The following is a 15,099-nucleotide window of genomic DNA, read 5'->3' as shown; positions in this document are numbered from 1 at the left end:
GCTACGCCCAGCGGCCCAGGCGTTCACTGAGCAACGCCACGGCGACGGGCCCGGCCGTGGAGGTGCGCAGCACGTGGGGGCCGAGGCGCACGGCGACGGCGCCGGCGTCGCTGAGGGCGCGCAGCTCGGCGTCGCCGATGCCGCCCTCGGGGCCGACGACGACGAGCAGCTCCGGCGCGTCCTCGCCGGCGCCCGCGGGAGGAGGCGTCGGGGCGGCGCCGAGCACCGTCGTCGCCTCCTCGTGCAGCACGTACGCCGCCCCGCCCGCGGCGACGACGTCGCGCACGCGCGCGGCGAGCTGGGGCGTGGTCACGGCATCGCCGACGGGCGGCAGCCAGGCGCGGCGGGCCTGCTTGACGGCGGCACGCACGGTCGCGACCCAGCGGGCGCGGGACTTGGCGGCACGGTCGCCGCGCCAGACGACGACGGACCGCTCGGCCTGCCACGGCAGCACGGCGTCGGCGCCGGTCTCGACGGCGGCCTCGACGGCGAGCTCGTCGCGGTCGCCCTTGGCGAGCGCCTGCACGAGCGTGAGCACGACGTCGGGGGCGGGCTCGGCGACGACGTCCTCGATGGTCAGCCGCACCTCGGATCCCTCGGCCGCGGCCACGACGCACCGCAGCCGGGCCCCGCGGCCGTCGACGACGTCGATGCGCTCGCCGACGCGCTTGCGCTGAACGACCGCGGCGTGGCGCCCCTCGGCGCCGTCGAGCACGTACGTGCCGCCGGGCGCGAGCGTGGCGAGCGAGGTGCCGTCGGCGAGGAAGACCGGGGCGCTCACGACCGCGACACGCTCATCGGCCGCTGAGCTTGTCGCGCAGCCGGCCGAACATGCCGGGGTGGGCGGAGGCCAGGCGCGGCTCGGGCCGCTCCTCGCCGCGCAGCGTCGCGAGCGTGCGCAGCAGCTCCGCCTGCTCGTCGTCGAGCGCGGTGGGCACCTCGACCTCGACGTGCACGTGCAGGTCGCCGCGGCCGCCGGTGTGCAGGTGCCCGACGCCGAGTCCCTTGAGCGTGACCACCTGGCCGGGCTGCGTGCCGGACCGGAGGTCGATCTCCTGGGCGCCGTCGAGCGTGTCGAGCTCGAGCACCGTGCCGAGCGCGGCCGCCGTCATGGGCACGGGCAGCGTGCAGTGCAGGTCGTCGCCGCGGCGCACGAAGACGTCGTGCGGCTTCTCGCGGATCTCGACGTACAGGTCACCGGCGGGGCCGCCGCCAGGGCCGACCTCGCCCTGCGCGGTGAGCTTGATCCGCGTGCCGGTGTCGACGCCGGCCGGGACGTTGACCGTCAGCGTGCGGCGCGAGCGCACGCGGCCCTCGCCGGCGCAGTCGGTGCACGGCTCGGGGATGACGGTGCCGTACCCGCCGCAGGCGGTGCAGGGCGCCGTCGTCATGACCTGCCCGAGGAACGAGCGCGCGACGCGCTGCACGTGGCCCCGGCCGGCGCAGACCTCGCACGTGCGCAGCGACGTGCCCGGGCGGGCGCCGTTGCCGCCGCACGTCGAGCACGCGACGGCGGTGTCGACCTGCAGCTCGCGCTTGGCGCCGAAGATCGCCTCGGCGAGCTCGACGCCCATCCGCACCAGGGCGTCCTGGCCGCGGCGGGCGCGCGGGATCGGGCCCTGCGCGGCCTGGCCGCCGCCGAAGAACGTCTCGAAGATGTCCTGGAACCCGAAGCCGGCGCCGAACCCGCCGCCGGCGCCGCCGCCCGGGGCGGTCGGGTCGACGCCCAGGTCGTACTGCTGGCGCTTCTCGGGGCTCGACAGCACCTCGTAGGCGCGCGCGACGTCCTTGAACTTCTCCTCGCCTGCCTCCCCGGCGACATCCGGGTGCAGCTCGCGGGCGAGGCGGCGGTACGCCTTCTTGATCTGCTCGGGCGTGGCGTCGCGCTCGACGCCGAGAATCTCGTAGTAGTCGGCCACAGCTCTCTCAGGTTCCAGGGGAAGCGGTCAGGACGTCTTTCAGGACGGTAGGACGCGGGACAGGTATCGGGCGACCGCGCGGACCGCCGCCATCGTGCCCGGGTAGTCCATGCGGGTCGGGCCGATCGAGCCGAGGATCGCGATCGCGTCGCCGTCCTCCGACGACGGACCGTAGCCCGAGGAGACGACGGACGCCTCGGTGAGACCCTCGAGCCCGTTCTCGTGCCCGATGCGGACGGCCACCGGGCCCCCCGGCTCCAGGGCCATCTCGGTGAGCAGGCCCAGGAGCACCACCTGCTCCTCGAGCGCCTCGAGGACCGGGCTCAGGCCCTGCTCGAACCGCATGCCCGCACGGGCGAGGTTCGCGGTGCCAGCCAGCACGATGCGCTCCTCGTTCTCCTCGCCGAGAGTGTCGACGACGGTCACGGCCACGAGGCGGGCCAGCGGCCCGAGCGTGGGCGCGATCTGGGCCGCCACCTGCGCGAACGCCTCGCCGAGATCGGCCAGGCGCTTGCCCGTGGCTGCGGCGTTGAGGCGTGCGCGCAGCTCGGCGAGGACGGCGTCGTCGACCTCGGGCGCCTCGGCGGTGGCCGCCGGCACCTCGAGGAACCGCTGCTCCACCCGCCCGGTGTCGGTGATGACGACGACGAGGAGGCGGTCGGCGCCCACCGGCACCAGCTCGAGGTGGCGCAGCCCCGATCGCCGCAGCGACGGGTACTGCACCACGGCCACCTGGCCCGTGAGCTGGGCGATGAGGCGCCCGGCGCGGCTCATGACGTCGTCGAGGTCGACACCCTGGGACAGGAAGGTCTCGATCGCGCGCTTCTGCGGGCTCGACAGCGGACGCACCTCGGCGAGGCGGTCCACGAACAGGCGGTAGCCCTTGTCGGTGGGGATGCGGCCGGCCGACGTGTGCGGCTGGGCGATGTACCCGGCCTCCTCGAGGGCGGCCATGTCGTTGCGGATCGTCGCAGGTGAGACGCCCAGCCGGTGCCGCTCGGTGAGCACGCGCGAGCCGACGGGCTCCTGCGTGGCGACGTAGTCCTCGACGATGGCGCGCAGCACCTCGAGCCGACGGTCCTCGGTCACGGGCCCTCCCCTCGTCAACGGCCACTCCGGTCCTGGCACTCTCCCGGTCCGAGTGCCATCCTACGGCGCCGGCGTATCACTCAGGCGGTCCTGGCCTCGGTGTAGGTGTCGCCCGCCGCGAAGATACGGCACCCGTCCGATGCACCGCCGCTACCTCAGGGACGACGCTCAACTTGTCGCCACGAGAGAACGGATCAGGATCATGGACTCGATCGCCTTCTACGCCGTCCACCAGACCGAGCAGGAGCAGCTCGAGCGTCACCTCGCCCAGGTTCGCCTGGGCCGCGCGCTCCGCGAGGAGCGGGCGCGGCTCGCAGCCTCCGTCGACGCGCCCGGCCCGGCGCCGCACCCGGCGTCGAGCCCGCGCCGTCGGCTCACCGACTACTTCCACACGCCGCGGCGCCCCGTGCGCCTGGCCTGACCCGAGGCCGCTGGCACGCAGCCCGACACGCCGGGTGACCTGGCCGGATGCACATCCCCCAAACGGCCTCGCGCCACGGCAAGATGTGACTGCCGGCGCGAGGCCGCCGGCACGGCGAGACGCCACCGCGGAGCGCCGGAAAGCACGGTGGGCACACCCCGCCCACCCGGGAGCAAAGGAACACCCTTGATGGACCCGCAGTCGTACGTCACCACCTTGCACGCCACGGAGGCGCAGCTGGCCGCCGCGGCCGAGCACCGCCGTCAGGCCGCCGAGCGGCCGGCACAGCAGCACCTGCACCGGCACCGCCGGTTCGGCGTGGCGCTCCGCCGGGCGCGCTGAGCGCGCACCTACAGTCACGGGCGTGCACGACCGCTACGGCCCCGACGCCCTCGCCTCGCCCACGCAACCGGCTCGTGCGACGTCACAGCCCCGTGCCGCCGAGCGCGGGCTCGTCGTCGAGGAGGTGCAGACCGGCTGGGTCGGCGCCGTCGTCCACGTCGAGAAGTCGGGCGGCATCCACCTGGTGGTGCTCGAGGACCGGGCCGGGCGCACCCGCTCGTTCCCCCTCGGCCCCGGCTTCTGGGTCGACGGCAAGCCCGTCGTGCTCACCCCGCCCGTGACCTCCCGAGCCCCGGCGCCGCCCACCCGGACGGCGTCGGGCTCGGTGGCGGTCCACGGGCACCGCTCCCGCGTCGCGCGCGGGTCGCGCATCTGGGTCGAGGGCAAGCACGACGCCGAGCTCGTCGAGAAGGTCTGGGGCGACGACCTGCGCGTCGAGGGCGTCGTCGTCGAGCTGCTCGACGGCGTCGACAACCTCGCCGCAGCGCTCGCCGACTTCCGCCCGACGCCGGACCGGCGCGTCGGCGTGCTCGTGGACCACCTGGTGCCGGGGTCCAAGGAGCGGCGTCTGGCCGACGAGGCCCTGCGCACCGTCCCGGCCGGCACCGTGCTGGTGCTCGGCCACCCCTACGTCGACGTCTGGCAGGCGGTGCGGGCAGAGCGGCTCGGGCTCTCGGCCTGGCCGGTGATCGAGCGCGGCACCGAGTGGAAGCGCGGCATCCTGCGCTCGCTCGGCTGGCCCGCCGGCTCCCAGGAGGACGTCGCACGCGCGTGGCAGCGCATCCTGCGGTCGGTCCGGGACTACCGGGACCTCGATCCTGCCCTGCTGGGCCGGGTCGAGGAGCTCATCGACTTCGTGACCGCCTGAGGCGGCCTCACCTCGGTTCTTGGTCCCTCCGACCTCCGAAGATAGGGCACTTGCCCGATCCGCCGGGGGTACCTCACGCGCGAGGCTGAACTCATCAGTCACCGCAGCAGGAAACGGAGCACCACCATGGACGCGCTGGCCGTCGCCCTCCTCCAGCGAGCGGAGGAGGAGGAGTTCACCCGCCACCTCGAGCAGGTTCGTATGGCCCGCGAGATCACCGCGGAGCGGAAGCGCCTTGCCGCCGCCCGCGTGGACCCGGCGAAGCCCGCGTCGCGCCCTGCGTCGCGCCCGCGCCGCCGGTTCGCGGACCTCTTCCGCACGCCGCGGCGCCCCGTGCGTCTCGCGTGACGGTCGCCGTGCCCGCCCCCATCGTGCCCGTCGGGCACGATGGGGGTATGGCGCACCCGAAGGCTCCCCTCGTGGGCCGGTCGGCCGAACAGGCCGTGCTCACCGCAGCCCTGAAGGACGCGCTCGACGGCCGGCCCCGCACGGTGCTCGTCACGGGCGAGGCCGGCATCGGCAAGACGCGTCTCGTCGACGAGCTGGTCGCGGGCCTCACACCCGGCAGCGTCGCGGTCCGCGGCCAGTGCGCCGACTCCGGCACCGGACCGGTCCCGTTCGCGGCCCTCGCCGGCCTGCTCGACGGCGTCGTCGACACCGTCGGGGTCGAGGGCACGCTCGAGCTCGCCGGGCCGGGCGCCGAGGTGCTCGGCGTCCTGTCCCCGATGCTCGGCGCGCCGGGCGCGCGCGGTGCCGAGGACGGGCTCGTGCCCGAGGTCGTGGCTCGCATGCTCACCGGCCTCGCCGCCGACGGTCTCGTCGTGGTGGTGCTGGAGGACCTGCACTGGTCCGACGACTCCACCCGCGCGCTGCTCGCGCGGCTCGCGCGCACGGCCGGCGGGCCGCGCCTGCTGGTGCTCGCCACCGTGCGCAGCGACGACGTCGGGCGGCAGCACCCGCTGCGGCCCGTGCTCGCGGAGCTCGAGCGGGCGCGTGTCGCCGAACGGGTCGTCGTCGAGCGGCTCGACGGCACGCAGGTGCGCACGCTCGCGCACGCCTTGCGCGACGACGTCGCGGCGGGGCCGGCCCTCGAGGATCTCGTGGGGCGCAGCGAGGGCGTCCCGTTCTTCGTCGAAGAGCTCGTCGGGTTCCTCGGCACCGAGCTGCCCGACTCGCTGCGCGACCTGCTGCTGCTGCGCTACGTCCGCCTCGGCCCGCAGGCGCAGGAGCTGTGCCGCGCCGTCGCCGCAGCGGGCCACACCGCGCCGCACACGCTGCTGGTCTCCGCGCTCGGTGAGCAGGCGCTCGCCGACGCCGAGGCCGCCGCGCGTGAGGCGATCGACGCGCTCGTCCTGGTGGTCGACGACGACGGGTACGCGTTCCGCCACGCCCTGATGCGCGAGGCCGTGGACGCCGAGCTGCTGCCCGGCGAGCGCCGGCGCCTGCACACGGCGTACGCGCAGGCGCTCGAGGCGGAGCGGCCCACCATCACGACCCTTGCCGAGGTGGCCGACCACTGGTTCCGCGCCCGTGTGCTCGACCGCGCGCTCGCCGCAGCCGTCGCGGGTCACCAGGCCGCCCGCGACGGCGCGACGTCGACGGCCGTCGCGCTCGGTAAGCGCGCCCTCGAGCTCTGGGAGAGCGTGCCCGACCCCGAGGGCGTCGTAGGCGTGACACACCACGAGCTCCTCGTGCAGGTCGCGGGAACGCTCCGCAACGCGACGCAGCTCGACCGCGCCTTCGCCCTGTGCCGGCAGGCGCTCGTCGAGTGGCCCCCGGACGACCCGTCCGGCCTGGCGCGCGCCCTTGGCGAGGCGGCGCGCACGGCCAGCCAGGCGGCGTCCGACGACGGCCCCGCCCTGCTGGAGCGCGCCCTCGCCGTCGCCCCGGCGGACGACCTGGCGACGCGCGCCGATCTGCTGGGGGCGCAGGCACGCAGCGAGATGCTCGCGGGCCGGTCGCAGGACGCGGTCTCTGCCGCGAGCGCCGCGCTCGAGCTAGCACTGGCCGCCGGCGACGATCTCGCTGCGTCGGTCGCGGCGAACATCCGCGGTACGGCGCGACACAACCTGGGCGACCACCGCGGCGGCGAGAGCGACCTGGAGCGGGCGCGGGACCTCGCCGGGGACGACTGGGGGACGCTGAACCGCTACTACACGAACGCGTCCGACAAGGCGATCATGACTGGCGACTATGCGCGCGGCAAGGAGCTGGCGGGCGCGGGCGCCCGGGTCGCGGCTCAGGTCGGCGCGGGGTGGGCGTCGCGCGCGATGCTCGAGGGCAACGTCGCCGAGGCCTGGCTCGGGCTGGGCGAGTGGAGCACGGCCGCCGGCTGGTACGAGCAGGCGGTGCCCGCCGTCGCACCGAGCACCTTCGCCGTCTACCTCCAGATGAACTGGGCGTGGCTCATGCTCTGGCAGGGCCGCACCGAGCAGGCCCAGGCGACGGGGGCCGCCCGCCGGGCGCTGTGGCTGCGGCACGGGCACAACGAGGAACAGATCGCGACCAAGGCGACCACGACGCTGGCCGAGCTCGCGCTCGAGCGCGGCGACATCGCCGACGCGCTGTCGCTCGTCGCGCTCGCCGTCGGGCCCGACGCGCCGAGCCCGTCGTACCGGCTCCAGCTGCTCGGCGTCGCCGGGCGCGTGCTCGCCGCAGCGCGCGAAGCCGGGTACGACGTCGACGTCGTCCGGTACCGGGCCGCGTTCGCCGGGACCGAGGACTGGCCGCTGTACCCGGTGTGGTCGGCGCTGTTCGCCGCCGAGCTCGGCGAGGGGCCCTGGCAGGCCGTGGTGGACGCCCACGGGCCCGCGCACCTGCGCCCGTACGCGCTCTGGCGCGACGGCGAGCGGCTCGTCGACGCCGGCGACCGTGCGGGGGCGCGCGAGCGGCTCGAGGCGGCCGTGGCCGAGGCCGACCGGATCGGCTCCGGGCTGGTCGCCGGGCGCGCACGGGCGCTCCTCGCGCGCGCCGGGCTGGCGCCGGGCGGCACCGCCGCGTCCCGGCAGCTCACCGCCCGCGAGGCCCAGGTCCTGGCCCTGGTCGCCGAGGGGCTGACCAACGGGCAGATCGCCGACCAGCTCTTCATCAGCGTCAAGACGGCGTCGGTGCACGTGTCGGCAATCCTGCGCAAGCTCGGCGTCGCGAGCCGCACCGAGGCCGCGGTGCGGGCCCGCGAGGTGCTGTGACGGCCCGTTAGATGATGGTGCCGCCGGTGATGCGGCGGAACGCGTAGGCGACGGCCAGGATCGACAGCGGCACCGTGATGAGCAGGCCGAGCCCGATCGGGATCAAGCCGAGGATGTTGATGCCCAGCAGCGCGAGCAGCAGCAGGAACACGGGGCCGAAGTTCTTGCCGACCAGCCGGAAGCTGTCGCCGATCGCGGTGAACGCAGGGCGGCCGTGGTCGAGCACGAGCGGCACGGCGAACACCGTGAAGATGATGAACGCCAGGCCGCCCAGGCCGATCAGGAAGAACGTCACGATGGCGGCGATCGACGCGCCGATCGACACCAGCACCGCCGTGCCGATCGCGGGCCACAGGTTCCGCGCGCGGAAGAAGGCGCCGAACGACGGCCGGGCGCCGTCGGCCTCGCTCAGCGCGGCGTGCACGGCGAGCGCCTGCAGCGCGGCGCTGATCAGATAGCCGATGAGCGCGAGCACCGTGAAGCCGAACCCGGCGCCGATGCGCGCCATCGGCCGCCCGTCGACCGCGTCCTGGAGGCCGCGCCACGTGTCGTTGAACCGGTTCCCGCTGAAGACGATGCTCACCACACCGAGCAGCAGCGCGAACAGCACCCACGGCAGCCAGTTCTGCGTGAACTTGGCCCAGGCGAAGCGCAGCGCGTCACCCACGCGGAGCTGCGGACCGTAGCCGGCGGCGCCGTACGGGGTTGCGGGAGGCGGCGCCGTCGGCATGCCGCCGTACGGGCCTGGCTGGCCGTACTGGGGGTACTGCGGCGGCTGGGTCGGCTGGGTCGGCTGGCCGTACGGCGGCTGCGCGGGCTGGCCGTAGGGCGGCGGCGTCGGCTGGCCGTACGGCGGCGGGGGTGCCGGCTGACCATAGGGCGGCGGCGTCGGCTGGCCGTACGGCGGCGGCGTCGGCTGTCCGGGGGGCGGCGGCGTCGGCTCCCCCGGAGGCGGCACGGGTCGCTCCGGCTCGTCCGGGTCGGTCGGCGGGGTAGGGCCGTAGGGGTCGCTCATGCGACCAGCGTTCCCCGTGCAAGGCTGCACCGCGACCGCTGGGCGCGACATCGGTGCAGACACGGGGCGCCAACGGGCTCTAGCGTTGGTCCGTGAGCGACCCCCGCTATTACTACACCCCGCCGCCGCTGCCGGAGCACGAGGCCCGCAACTGGGCGATGGCCGCGCACCTTGCGCCGATCGTGCTCGCCCTGTGCACCTTCGGGCTCCTGGCGTCGATCGCCCCGCTCGTGATCTGGCTGATGTACCGGCATCGCAGCTGGTTCGTCGACGACCAGGCGAAGGAGGCGGTGAACTTCCAGATCACTCTGCTGATCGCCTACGTCGTAGGGGTGGTCACGCTCTTTGCGATCATCGGGGCGTTCATCCTGCTGGCGGCCCTGATCCTGTCGATCGTCTTCGGCATCCAGGGCGCGATGGCCGCATCCCGCGGCGTGCCCTACCGCTACCCGATCGCGATCCGCCTCGTCCGCTGAGTCTCGAGGCCAGCGCGTCGCGTCCGCGGCCGCCGCCGAGCTCGGCCTGCCGTCCATGACGGGCTATTTCATGGACTGGTCGTTCCAGACCGCCGACCGCTACCTCCGCACGACGGCCCGGCGCTCACCGCGCAGGCGATCCTCGCCAGCACCGGGAGCCTCGTCAGTCGGTGAGGTCGCGGACCACCGCGTCCGCCAGCAGGCGGCCCCGCAGCGTCAGCAAGGCGCGGCGGGGCTCGCCGTCTGCGCCGAGCGCGGCGCGGCCGTCCAGCAGGCCCTGGGCTACCAGGCCGGCGACGGCGCTGCGGCCCGGGGCCGTCAGCGCGTCGAGGGGCAAGCCCTCGCGCAGGCGGATGCCGAGCATGACGCGCTCGAGCTCGCCGTCGGCCCGCGTGAGGAGCTCGCGGGCGGCGCCCGGGGTGCGACCGTCCTCGAGGAGTGCGGCGTAGCGGCGGGGGTGCTTGACGTTCCACCAGCGCAGACCGGCGTGCTCGGGGCCAGCGGACGCGATGTAGCTGTGCGCCCCCGGGCCGATGCCCCACCAGTCGTCGCCACGCCAGTAGGCGAGGTTGTGCCGGCACTCGTGGCCGGGCTTGGACCAGTTGCTCACCTCGTACCAGCCGAGGCCCGCGGCCGTCAGCAGTGCGTCGGCCAGCTCGTACTTGGTGGCCTGGTCGTCCTCGTCCGGCAGCGGGAGGATGCCCCGGCGCACCTGGGCGCCCATCTTGGTCCCGGGCTCGACCACCAGCGCGTAGGCCGAGACGTGCTCGACGCCCGTGGCGATCGCCGCCTCGAGCGACGTCCGCCAGTCGTGGAGCGTCTCACCCGGCGTGCCGTAGATGAGGTCGAGGCTCACGTCGAGCCCGGCGTCGCGGGCCCAGCGCACGACGTCGGGGATCCGCCGCGGGTCGTGCGTGCGGTCGAGGGTGGCCAGCACCGAGGGAACCGCCGACTGCATGCCGAACGAGACGCGCGTGAACCCGCCGTCGGCCAGCTCCTGCAGGGACGCGGGCGTCACCGAGTCCGGGTTGGCCTCGGTGGTCACCTCGGCGTCGTCGGCCAGCCCCCACCCGTCGCGGACGCCGCCCAGGATCCGCACCAGGTCCGACGCCGGGAGCATCGTGGGCGTGCCGCCGCCGAAGAACACGGTCGAGACAGGGCGCCCGCCCACGCCGGCACGCGCGAGCACCCGCTCCGCGAGCGCCACCTCGCTCAGCGCCGTCGTCGCGTAGCTGTGCTGGGAGGCTCCGCCGCCGAGCTCGGACGCGGTGTACGTGTTGAAGTCGCAGTAGCCGCAGCGCACCGAGCAGAACGGGACGTGGACGTAGACGCCGAACGCGCCGGCGCGCGGGGCGGCGCCTGCGACCCACGCGGGCAGCGCGCCGTCGTCGGGCAGGGGCACGCCCTCGGGAAGCTGAGGCATCTGTCGACCCCCTGCTACTTCTTCCCCGGCTTGCCGTCCTTGGCGCCGCCCGCGTCGCTCGAGAGGGCGGCGATGAAGGCGTCCTTCGGGACCTCGACGGACCCGATGGTCTTCATGCGCTTCTTGCCCTCCTTCTGCTTCTCGAGCAGCTTGCGCTTGCGCGAGATGTCGCCGCCGTAGCACTTGGCGAGCACGTCCTTGCGGATGGCGCGGATGGTCTCGCGGGCGATGACGCGCGCGCCGACGGCGGCCTGGATCGGCACCTCGAACTGCTGGCGCGGGATCAGCTCCTTGAGCTTCGCCGTCATCTGCACGCCGTAGTCGTAGGCCTTGTCCTTGTGCACGATGGCGGAGAACGCGTCGACCTTGTCGCCCTGCAGCAGGATGTCGACCTTGACCAGGTCGGCAGCCTGGTCGCCCGTCGGCTCGTAGTCGAGCGACGCGTATCCGCGCGTGCGGGACTTGAGCTGGTCGAAGAAGTCGAACACGATCTCGGCGAGCGGCAGCGTGTAGCGCAGCTCGACGCGGTCCTCGGACAGGTAGTCCATCCCCAGCATGGTGCCGCGGCGGTCCGTGCACAGGCCCATGACGGTGCCCACGAACTCGCTCGGGGTGAGGATCGTCGCGCGCACGACGGGCTCGCGCACCTCGCGGATCTTGCCGCCCGGGAACTCGCTCGGGTTCGTCACGACGACCGTCGTGCGGTCCTCGAGGTCGACGTCGTAGATGACGTTGGGCGCCGTCGAGATGAGGTCGAGGTTGAACTCGCGCTCGAGGCGCTCGCGCACGATCTCCAGGTGGAGCAGGCCCAGGAAGCCCACGCGGAAGCCGAAGCCCAGGGCGACCGACGTCTCCGGCTCGTAGTTGAGCGCGGCGTCGTTGAGCTTGAGCTTGTCGAGCGCCTCGCGCAGCACCGGGTAGTCGCTGCCGTCGATCGGGTACAGGCCCGAGAACACCATGGGCTTGGGGTCGTCGTATCCGCCGAGCGCCTCGGTGGCCGGCTTGACCTGCGTGGTGACGGTGTCGCCGACCTTGGACTGGCGCACGTCCTTCACACCTGTAATGAGGTAGCCCACCTCGCCGACGCCGATGCCCTTGGTGGGGATCGGCTCGGGCGAGATGACGCCGATCTCGAGGAGCTCGTGCGTCGCGCCCGTCGACATCATCGAGATGCGCTCGCGCGGGTTGAGGCTGCCGTCGACGACGCGCACGTACGTGACGACGCCGCGGTAGATGTCGTACACCGAGTCGAAGATCATGGCGCGGGCCGCGGCGTCGGGGTTGCCGACGGGCGACGGGATGCGCTCCACGATGCGGTCGAGCAGGGCCTCGACGCCCTCGCCCGTCTTGCCGCTCACGCGCATCACGTCCGCGGGGTCGACGCCCACCAGGCCGCCGATCTCCTCGGCGTACTTCTCCGGCTGCGCCGCCGGCAGGTCGATCTTGTTGAGCACCGGGATGATCTCGAGGTCGTTCTCCATCGCCAGGTACAGGTTGGCGAGGGTCTGGGCCTCGATGCCCTGCGCGGCGTCGACCAGGAGCACGGCGCCCTCGCACGCGGCGAGGCTTCGCGACACCTCGTACGTGAAGTCGACGTGGCCGGGCGTGTCGATCATGTTCAGCGCGTACGGGGTCTCGCCCATCTGCCACGGCATGCGCACGGCCTGCGACTTGATCGTGATGCCGCGCTCGCGCTCGATGTCCATACGGTCGAGGTACTGGGCGCGCATCGCCCGCGCGTCGACGACGCCCGTGAGCTGCAGCATGCGATCGGCCAGCGTGGACTTGCCGTGGTCGATGTGCGCGATGATGCAGAAGTTACGGATCAGCTCGGGCGCGGTGGCGTTGGGCTCGATGCGCGCACGGAGCGCAGGTCCGGGGATGGGCAACGCGTACTCGCTTCTGAGATGGGCTTGTCGGCGGGATGTGCCCAGACATTCTTTCACGCGGTGGCGGCCCGGGGGCTCGGTCGGCCGGCTAAGGGCTCGGGACGTGCGCTGCCACCCAGTCCATCGCGTGCGACGGCGCGCTCGGGTCGGTCGACAGCTCGTACTTGCCGAACGCGAGCCCCGCGATGACCAGCAGGCTCACGAGGAAGATGCGCGTCCCGCGCCAGCGTGACGTCATGAAAAGCTCAGCTCCTCGTAGTGGACGGACTCCGGCGGGATCCGCAGCCGGCGGCACGTGCGCACCACCGTGCCGGTGAGGCCGGGCGGCCCGCAGAGGAAGACCTCGCGCGTGCCGATGTCGGGCACCAGCCGCAGCACGTTGCGGTGGCCCAGCGGGTCGTACCCGAGCTCCTTGCGGCGCCCGACGAGCGGGATGTACCGGTCGCCGAGGGCCCCGCCGAACTCCTCGCCGAGCGCCAGCTCGTCGGCGGTGCTCGCCCGGTGGAGCACGACGACGTCGCGCCCGTCGCTGTCCAGCTCCTCCGCGAGCGCGCGGATCGGCCCGACGCCGGCGCCGCCCGCGATGAGCAGGACACGCTCGCTGCGGGTGCGGTCGGACGTGAACCGGCCGAAAGGGCCCTCCAGCAGCACGTGCGTGCCCACGCGCAACCGCTTGACCGCGGACGAGTGGTTGCCGAGGTGGCCGATCGTGAACCGGATCCGCCCGTTGTCCGTCACCCCGGAGACCGAGTACGGGTGGGCGGTGACGAGGTGGCCGAACGTGAGGAACTTGACCAGGAAGAACTGGCCCGCGCGCACTCCCAGCTCCTCGACGTGGTCGCCGACGAGCCACACGCTCGTCGTCCGCGGCGTCTCTGAGATGACGCGCTCGATCTGGAAGACGTGCCGCCGGAGGCGCCACAGGGGCCGGACGATCCGCCAGGTGAACACTGCGGCACCGGCCGCGGAGTACAGCAGGATGATCGCGACGCGCGCGAGCGCATCGGGGACGAAGTGGTACCCGGCCGTGAGCTGGTGCCAGAAGCCCAGGTAGATCCCGGCGTAGAGGGTCAGGTGCAGCCCCCACCACACCTCGTAGCGCAGGAACCGGCGGGCCGCCCGCGAGCTCGCGGCGCCGGCGACGAGGAACAGCCCGACGCCCACCCACGCCTCGACGAGGTCCGGCACCGTCACCAGCATGTGCGGGACCTCTGCCCACAGCGGTCGCGAGTCGCGGAACGTGCCGCCGATCGAGGCGAGGACCACATGGGTGCTCACGAGCAGGATCACCGTGGTGCCCAGGCTGCGGTGCCAGCCGACCAGGTGGTCCAGGCCGAACACCCGCTCGGTCCACGGTGCCCGCGAGACCAGCACGAGGAGGACGCACACGAGATACGAGGCCAGCAGGCCGCAGAGCTCGCCCGCATCGGCGAAGAGCACGGCCGGTGTCGCCTGCGGCCGCGCGCCCTGGAACCAGAATGCCACGACGGCTGCCGCGCCGAGCGGGACGCTCGACCTCACGAGCGCCCTGCCGAACGCCCCCGGGCTGGGCCGCCGGAACCGGCGTCTCCGGGCGACAGGGGCATGCCGGAGCTGGGCCGTCGTGGTCATCGGCGATGAACGTAGCAGCCGCCAGGATGCCCGGACAGTTCCGAATGTCAGGATGCGAGACGGGTCAGGGCCGCTAGCCTGCGCGGCATGACGCCCACCGCGTACCTCGAGCAGCTCGCCCGCCTGCAGACCGTCTTCGGTCGCCTCACCGAAGACACCGACCTCGAGGCCACCGTGCCCGGCCTGGGTGGCTGGCGGGTGCGCGAGCTCGTGCTGCACCTCGCCGGTGTGCACTACTGGGCCGCGGGGATGGCCCTCGGCGACTCCTCGCGCAGCGACGAGCTCGCGGCCGACCCCGGGCTCGACGCGGCTGCGCTTGCCGCGCTGTACACCGAGCACGCCGACGCCCTGCGGGCCACGCTCGCCGCTGCCGGCCCCGACGGTGCCGCGCGCACCCTCGTGGGCCCCGGGACCGCGTCGTTCTGGTACCGCCGCCAGGTCCACGAGACGCTGGTCCACCTCGGCGACCTCGCTGCGGCCCGCTCCGGCGCCTGGACGCCGGACGTGCTCGACGGCGTCGTCGATCTCGATCCGGGGCTCTGGGTCGACGGCGTCGACGAGGTGGTGACGATGTTCGAGCCGCGGCAGGTGCGGCTCGGGCGGATCGCGCCGCTGGGCCGGCTCGTCGAGCTGCGCGACGCCGTCACCGGGGCGTCGTGGGTGCTGGGCGGGCACGAGGACGACCGCTCGGCCGCCGACGCCCCCGTCGCGACTGCCACGGGCGAGGCCCGAAGCCTCGACCTCGTGCTCTGGGGTCGCGTCACTCCGGCAGCGGCCGGTGTCGTCGTCGACGGCGACGCGGGTGCGCTGGACGCGGCGCTCGCCGCGGGCGTCACGCCCTGAGGGCGCCACGGTCGT

The 15,099-nt window shown here is 73.9% G+C and carries 15 protein-coding genes; 7 read left to right on the top strand and 8 right to left on the bottom strand.

What is annotated here, in order from left to right; translation table 11 throughout:
* Nucleotide 1: 1 nt before the first annotated feature.
* Genes ACO4JP_RS06930 through hrcA form a run of 3 tightly spaced genes read right to left on the bottom strand, consistent with a single transcriptional unit; the run spans nt 2 to nt 3,008 of the window.
* Nucleotides 2–781 (bottom strand): 16S rRNA (uracil(1498)-N(3))-methyltransferase, encoded by a 780-nt coding sequence (locus ACO4JP_RS06930; protein ID WP_425956646.1) that lies wholly within the window; start codon nt 779–781, stop codon nt 2–4.
* A gap of 13 nt (nt 782–794) precedes the next feature.
* A complete protein-coding gene (gene dnaJ, locus ACO4JP_RS06925; protein WP_425956645.1) occupies nt 795–1,919 on the bottom strand; it encodes a molecular chaperone DnaJ in 1,125 nt (374 codons plus the stop codon).
* A gap of 39 nt (nt 1,920–1,958) precedes the next feature.
* Entirely contained in the window at nt 1,959–3,008 is a 1,050-nt protein-coding gene (gene hrcA, locus ACO4JP_RS06920) for a heat-inducible transcriptional repressor HrcA (protein ID WP_425956644.1), read from the bottom strand.
* A gap of 202 nt (nt 3,009–3,210) precedes the next feature.
* Here hrcA and ACO4JP_RS06915 point away from each other — a divergent pair, with 202 nt between their 5' ends.
* The 5 genes from ACO4JP_RS06915 to ACO4JP_RS06895 all read left to right on the top strand — a co-directional run bounded on the left by ACO4JP_RS06915 (nt 3,211) and on the right by ACO4JP_RS06895 (nt 7,827).
* The gene (locus tag ACO4JP_RS06915) at nt 3,211–3,429 is read left to right on the top strand and encodes a hypothetical protein (RefSeq protein ID WP_425956643.1); all 219 of its coding nucleotides are present in this window, start codon (nt 3,211–3,213) and stop codon (nt 3,427–3,429) included.
* Between the two features lie 189 nt (nt 3,430–3,618).
* Nucleotides 3,619–3,771: a hypothetical protein gene (locus ACO4JP_RS06910; protein ID WP_425956642.1), complete on the top strand. Its 153-nt coding sequence runs from the start codon at nt 3,619–3,621 to the stop codon at nt 3,769–3,771.
* A gap of 22 nt (nt 3,772–3,793) precedes the next feature.
* The gene (locus tag ACO4JP_RS06905; RefSeq protein ID WP_425956641.1) at nt 3,794–4,639 is read left to right on the top strand and encodes a DUF3097 domain-containing protein; all 846 of its coding nucleotides are present in this window, start codon (nt 3,794–3,796) and stop codon (nt 4,637–4,639) included.
* Nucleotides 4,640–4,765: 126 nt separating this feature from the next.
* Entirely contained in the window at nt 4,766–4,987 is a 222-nt protein-coding gene (locus ACO4JP_RS06900; protein WP_425956640.1) for a hypothetical protein, read from the top strand.
* A gap of 47 nt (nt 4,988–5,034) precedes the next feature.
* The gene (locus ACO4JP_RS06895; RefSeq protein WP_425956639.1) at nt 5,035–7,827 is read left to right on the top strand and encodes an ATP-binding protein; all 2,793 of its coding nucleotides are present in this window, start codon (nt 5,035–5,037) and stop codon (nt 7,825–7,827) included.
* A gap of 7 nt (nt 7,828–7,834) precedes the next feature.
* Here the strand turns inward: ACO4JP_RS06895 and ACO4JP_RS06890 are convergent, their stop codons facing one another.
* A complete protein-coding gene (locus ACO4JP_RS06890; RefSeq protein WP_425956638.1) occupies nt 7,835–8,842 on the bottom strand; it encodes a hypothetical protein in 1,008 nt (335 codons plus the stop codon).
* A 92-nt stretch (nt 8,843–8,934) separates the two neighbouring features.
* Here ACO4JP_RS06890 and ACO4JP_RS06885 point away from each other — a divergent pair, with 92 nt between their 5' ends.
* Entirely contained in the window at nt 8,935–9,318 is a 384-nt protein-coding gene (locus ACO4JP_RS06885) for a DUF4870 domain-containing protein (RefSeq protein ID WP_425956637.1), read from the top strand.
* A gap of 163 nt (nt 9,319–9,481) precedes the next feature.
* Here the strand turns inward: ACO4JP_RS06885 and hemW are convergent, their stop codons facing one another.
* The 4 genes from hemW to ACO4JP_RS06865 all read right to left on the bottom strand — a co-directional run bounded on the left by hemW (nt 9,482) and on the right by ACO4JP_RS06865 (nt 14,241).
* Nucleotides 9,482–10,741, bottom strand: coding sequence for a radical SAM family heme chaperone HemW (gene hemW, locus ACO4JP_RS06880; protein WP_425956636.1), 1,260 nt, complete (start codon nt 10,739–10,741; stop codon nt 9,482–9,484).
* Nucleotides 10,742–10,755: 14 nt separating this feature from the next.
* Nucleotides 10,756–12,630, bottom strand: coding sequence for a translation elongation factor 4 (gene lepA / locus ACO4JP_RS06875; protein ID WP_425956635.1), 1,875 nt, complete (start codon nt 12,628–12,630; stop codon nt 10,756–10,758).
* 88 nt (nt 12,631–12,718) lie between these two features.
* On the bottom strand, nt 12,719–12,868 hold the full coding sequence (locus ACO4JP_RS06870) for a hypothetical protein (protein WP_425956634.1): 150 nt from the start codon (nt 12,866–12,868) through the stop codon (nt 12,719–12,721).
* Complete coding sequence (locus ACO4JP_RS06865; RefSeq protein ID WP_425956633.1) at nt 12,865–14,241, bottom strand: ferredoxin reductase family protein; 1,377 nt, start codon at nt 14,239–14,241, stop codon at nt 12,865–12,867. Before ACO4JP_RS06865 ends, ACO4JP_RS06870 begins: the two co-directional genes overlap by 4 nt.
* A gap of 87 nt (nt 14,242–14,328) precedes the next feature.
* On the opposite strand from ACO4JP_RS06865, the gene ACO4JP_RS06860 reads away from it, so the two are divergent.
* Nucleotides 14,329–15,084, top strand: coding sequence for a maleylpyruvate isomerase N-terminal domain-containing protein (locus ACO4JP_RS06860; RefSeq protein ID WP_425956632.1), 756 nt, complete (start codon nt 14,329–14,331; stop codon nt 15,082–15,084).
* Nucleotides 15,085–15,099 lie beyond the last annotated feature (15 nt).

It is taken from the genome of Xylanimonas sp. McL0601 (genome assembly GCF_049852175.1).
Classification (GTDB): domain Bacteria; phylum Actinomycetota; class Actinomycetes; order Actinomycetales; family Cellulomonadaceae; genus Xylanimonas.
The sequence above is the reverse complement of the archived record's forward strand: the minus strand, read 5'-3'. Positions and strand labels throughout refer to the sequence as shown.

What these genes read in the sequence shown, in the direction of transcription:
- ACO4JP_RS06915 (WP_425956643.1), top strand. Translation starts at nt 3,211, where the DNA reads ATGGACTCGATCGCCTTCTACGCCGTCCACCAGACCGAGCAGGAGCAG.
- ACO4JP_RS06910 (WP_425956642.1), top strand. Translation starts at nt 3,619, where the DNA reads ATGGACCCGCAGTCGTACGTCACCACCTTGCACGCCACGGAGGCGCAG.
- ACO4JP_RS06900 (WP_425956640.1), top strand. Translation starts at nt 4,766, where the DNA reads ATGGACGCGCTGGCCGTCGCCCTCCTCCAGCGAGCGGAGGAGGAGGAG.
- ACO4JP_RS06895 (WP_425956639.1), top strand. Translation starts at nt 5,035, where the DNA reads ATGGCGCACCCGAAGGCTCCCCTCGTGGGCCGGTCGGCCGAACAGGCC.
- ACO4JP_RS06890 (WP_425956638.1), bottom strand. Translation starts at nt 8,842, where the DNA reads ATGAGCGACCCCTACGGCCCTACCCCGCCGACCGACCCGGACGAGCCG.
- hemW (WP_425956636.1), bottom strand. Translation starts at nt 10,741, where the DNA reads ATGCCTCAGCTTCCCGAGGGCGTGCCCCTGCCCGACGACGGCGCGCTG.
- ACO4JP_RS06870 (WP_425956634.1), bottom strand. Translation starts at nt 12,868, where the DNA reads ATGACGTCACGCTGGCGCGGGACGCGCATCTTCCTCGTGAGCCTGCTG.
- ACO4JP_RS06865 (WP_425956633.1), bottom strand. Translation starts at nt 14,241, where the DNA reads ATGACCACGACGGCCCAGCTCCGGCATGCCCCTGTCGCCCGGAGACGC.
- ACO4JP_RS06860 (WP_425956632.1), top strand. Translation starts at nt 14,329, where the DNA reads ATGACGCCCACCGCGTACCTCGAGCAGCTCGCCCGCCTGCAGACCGTC.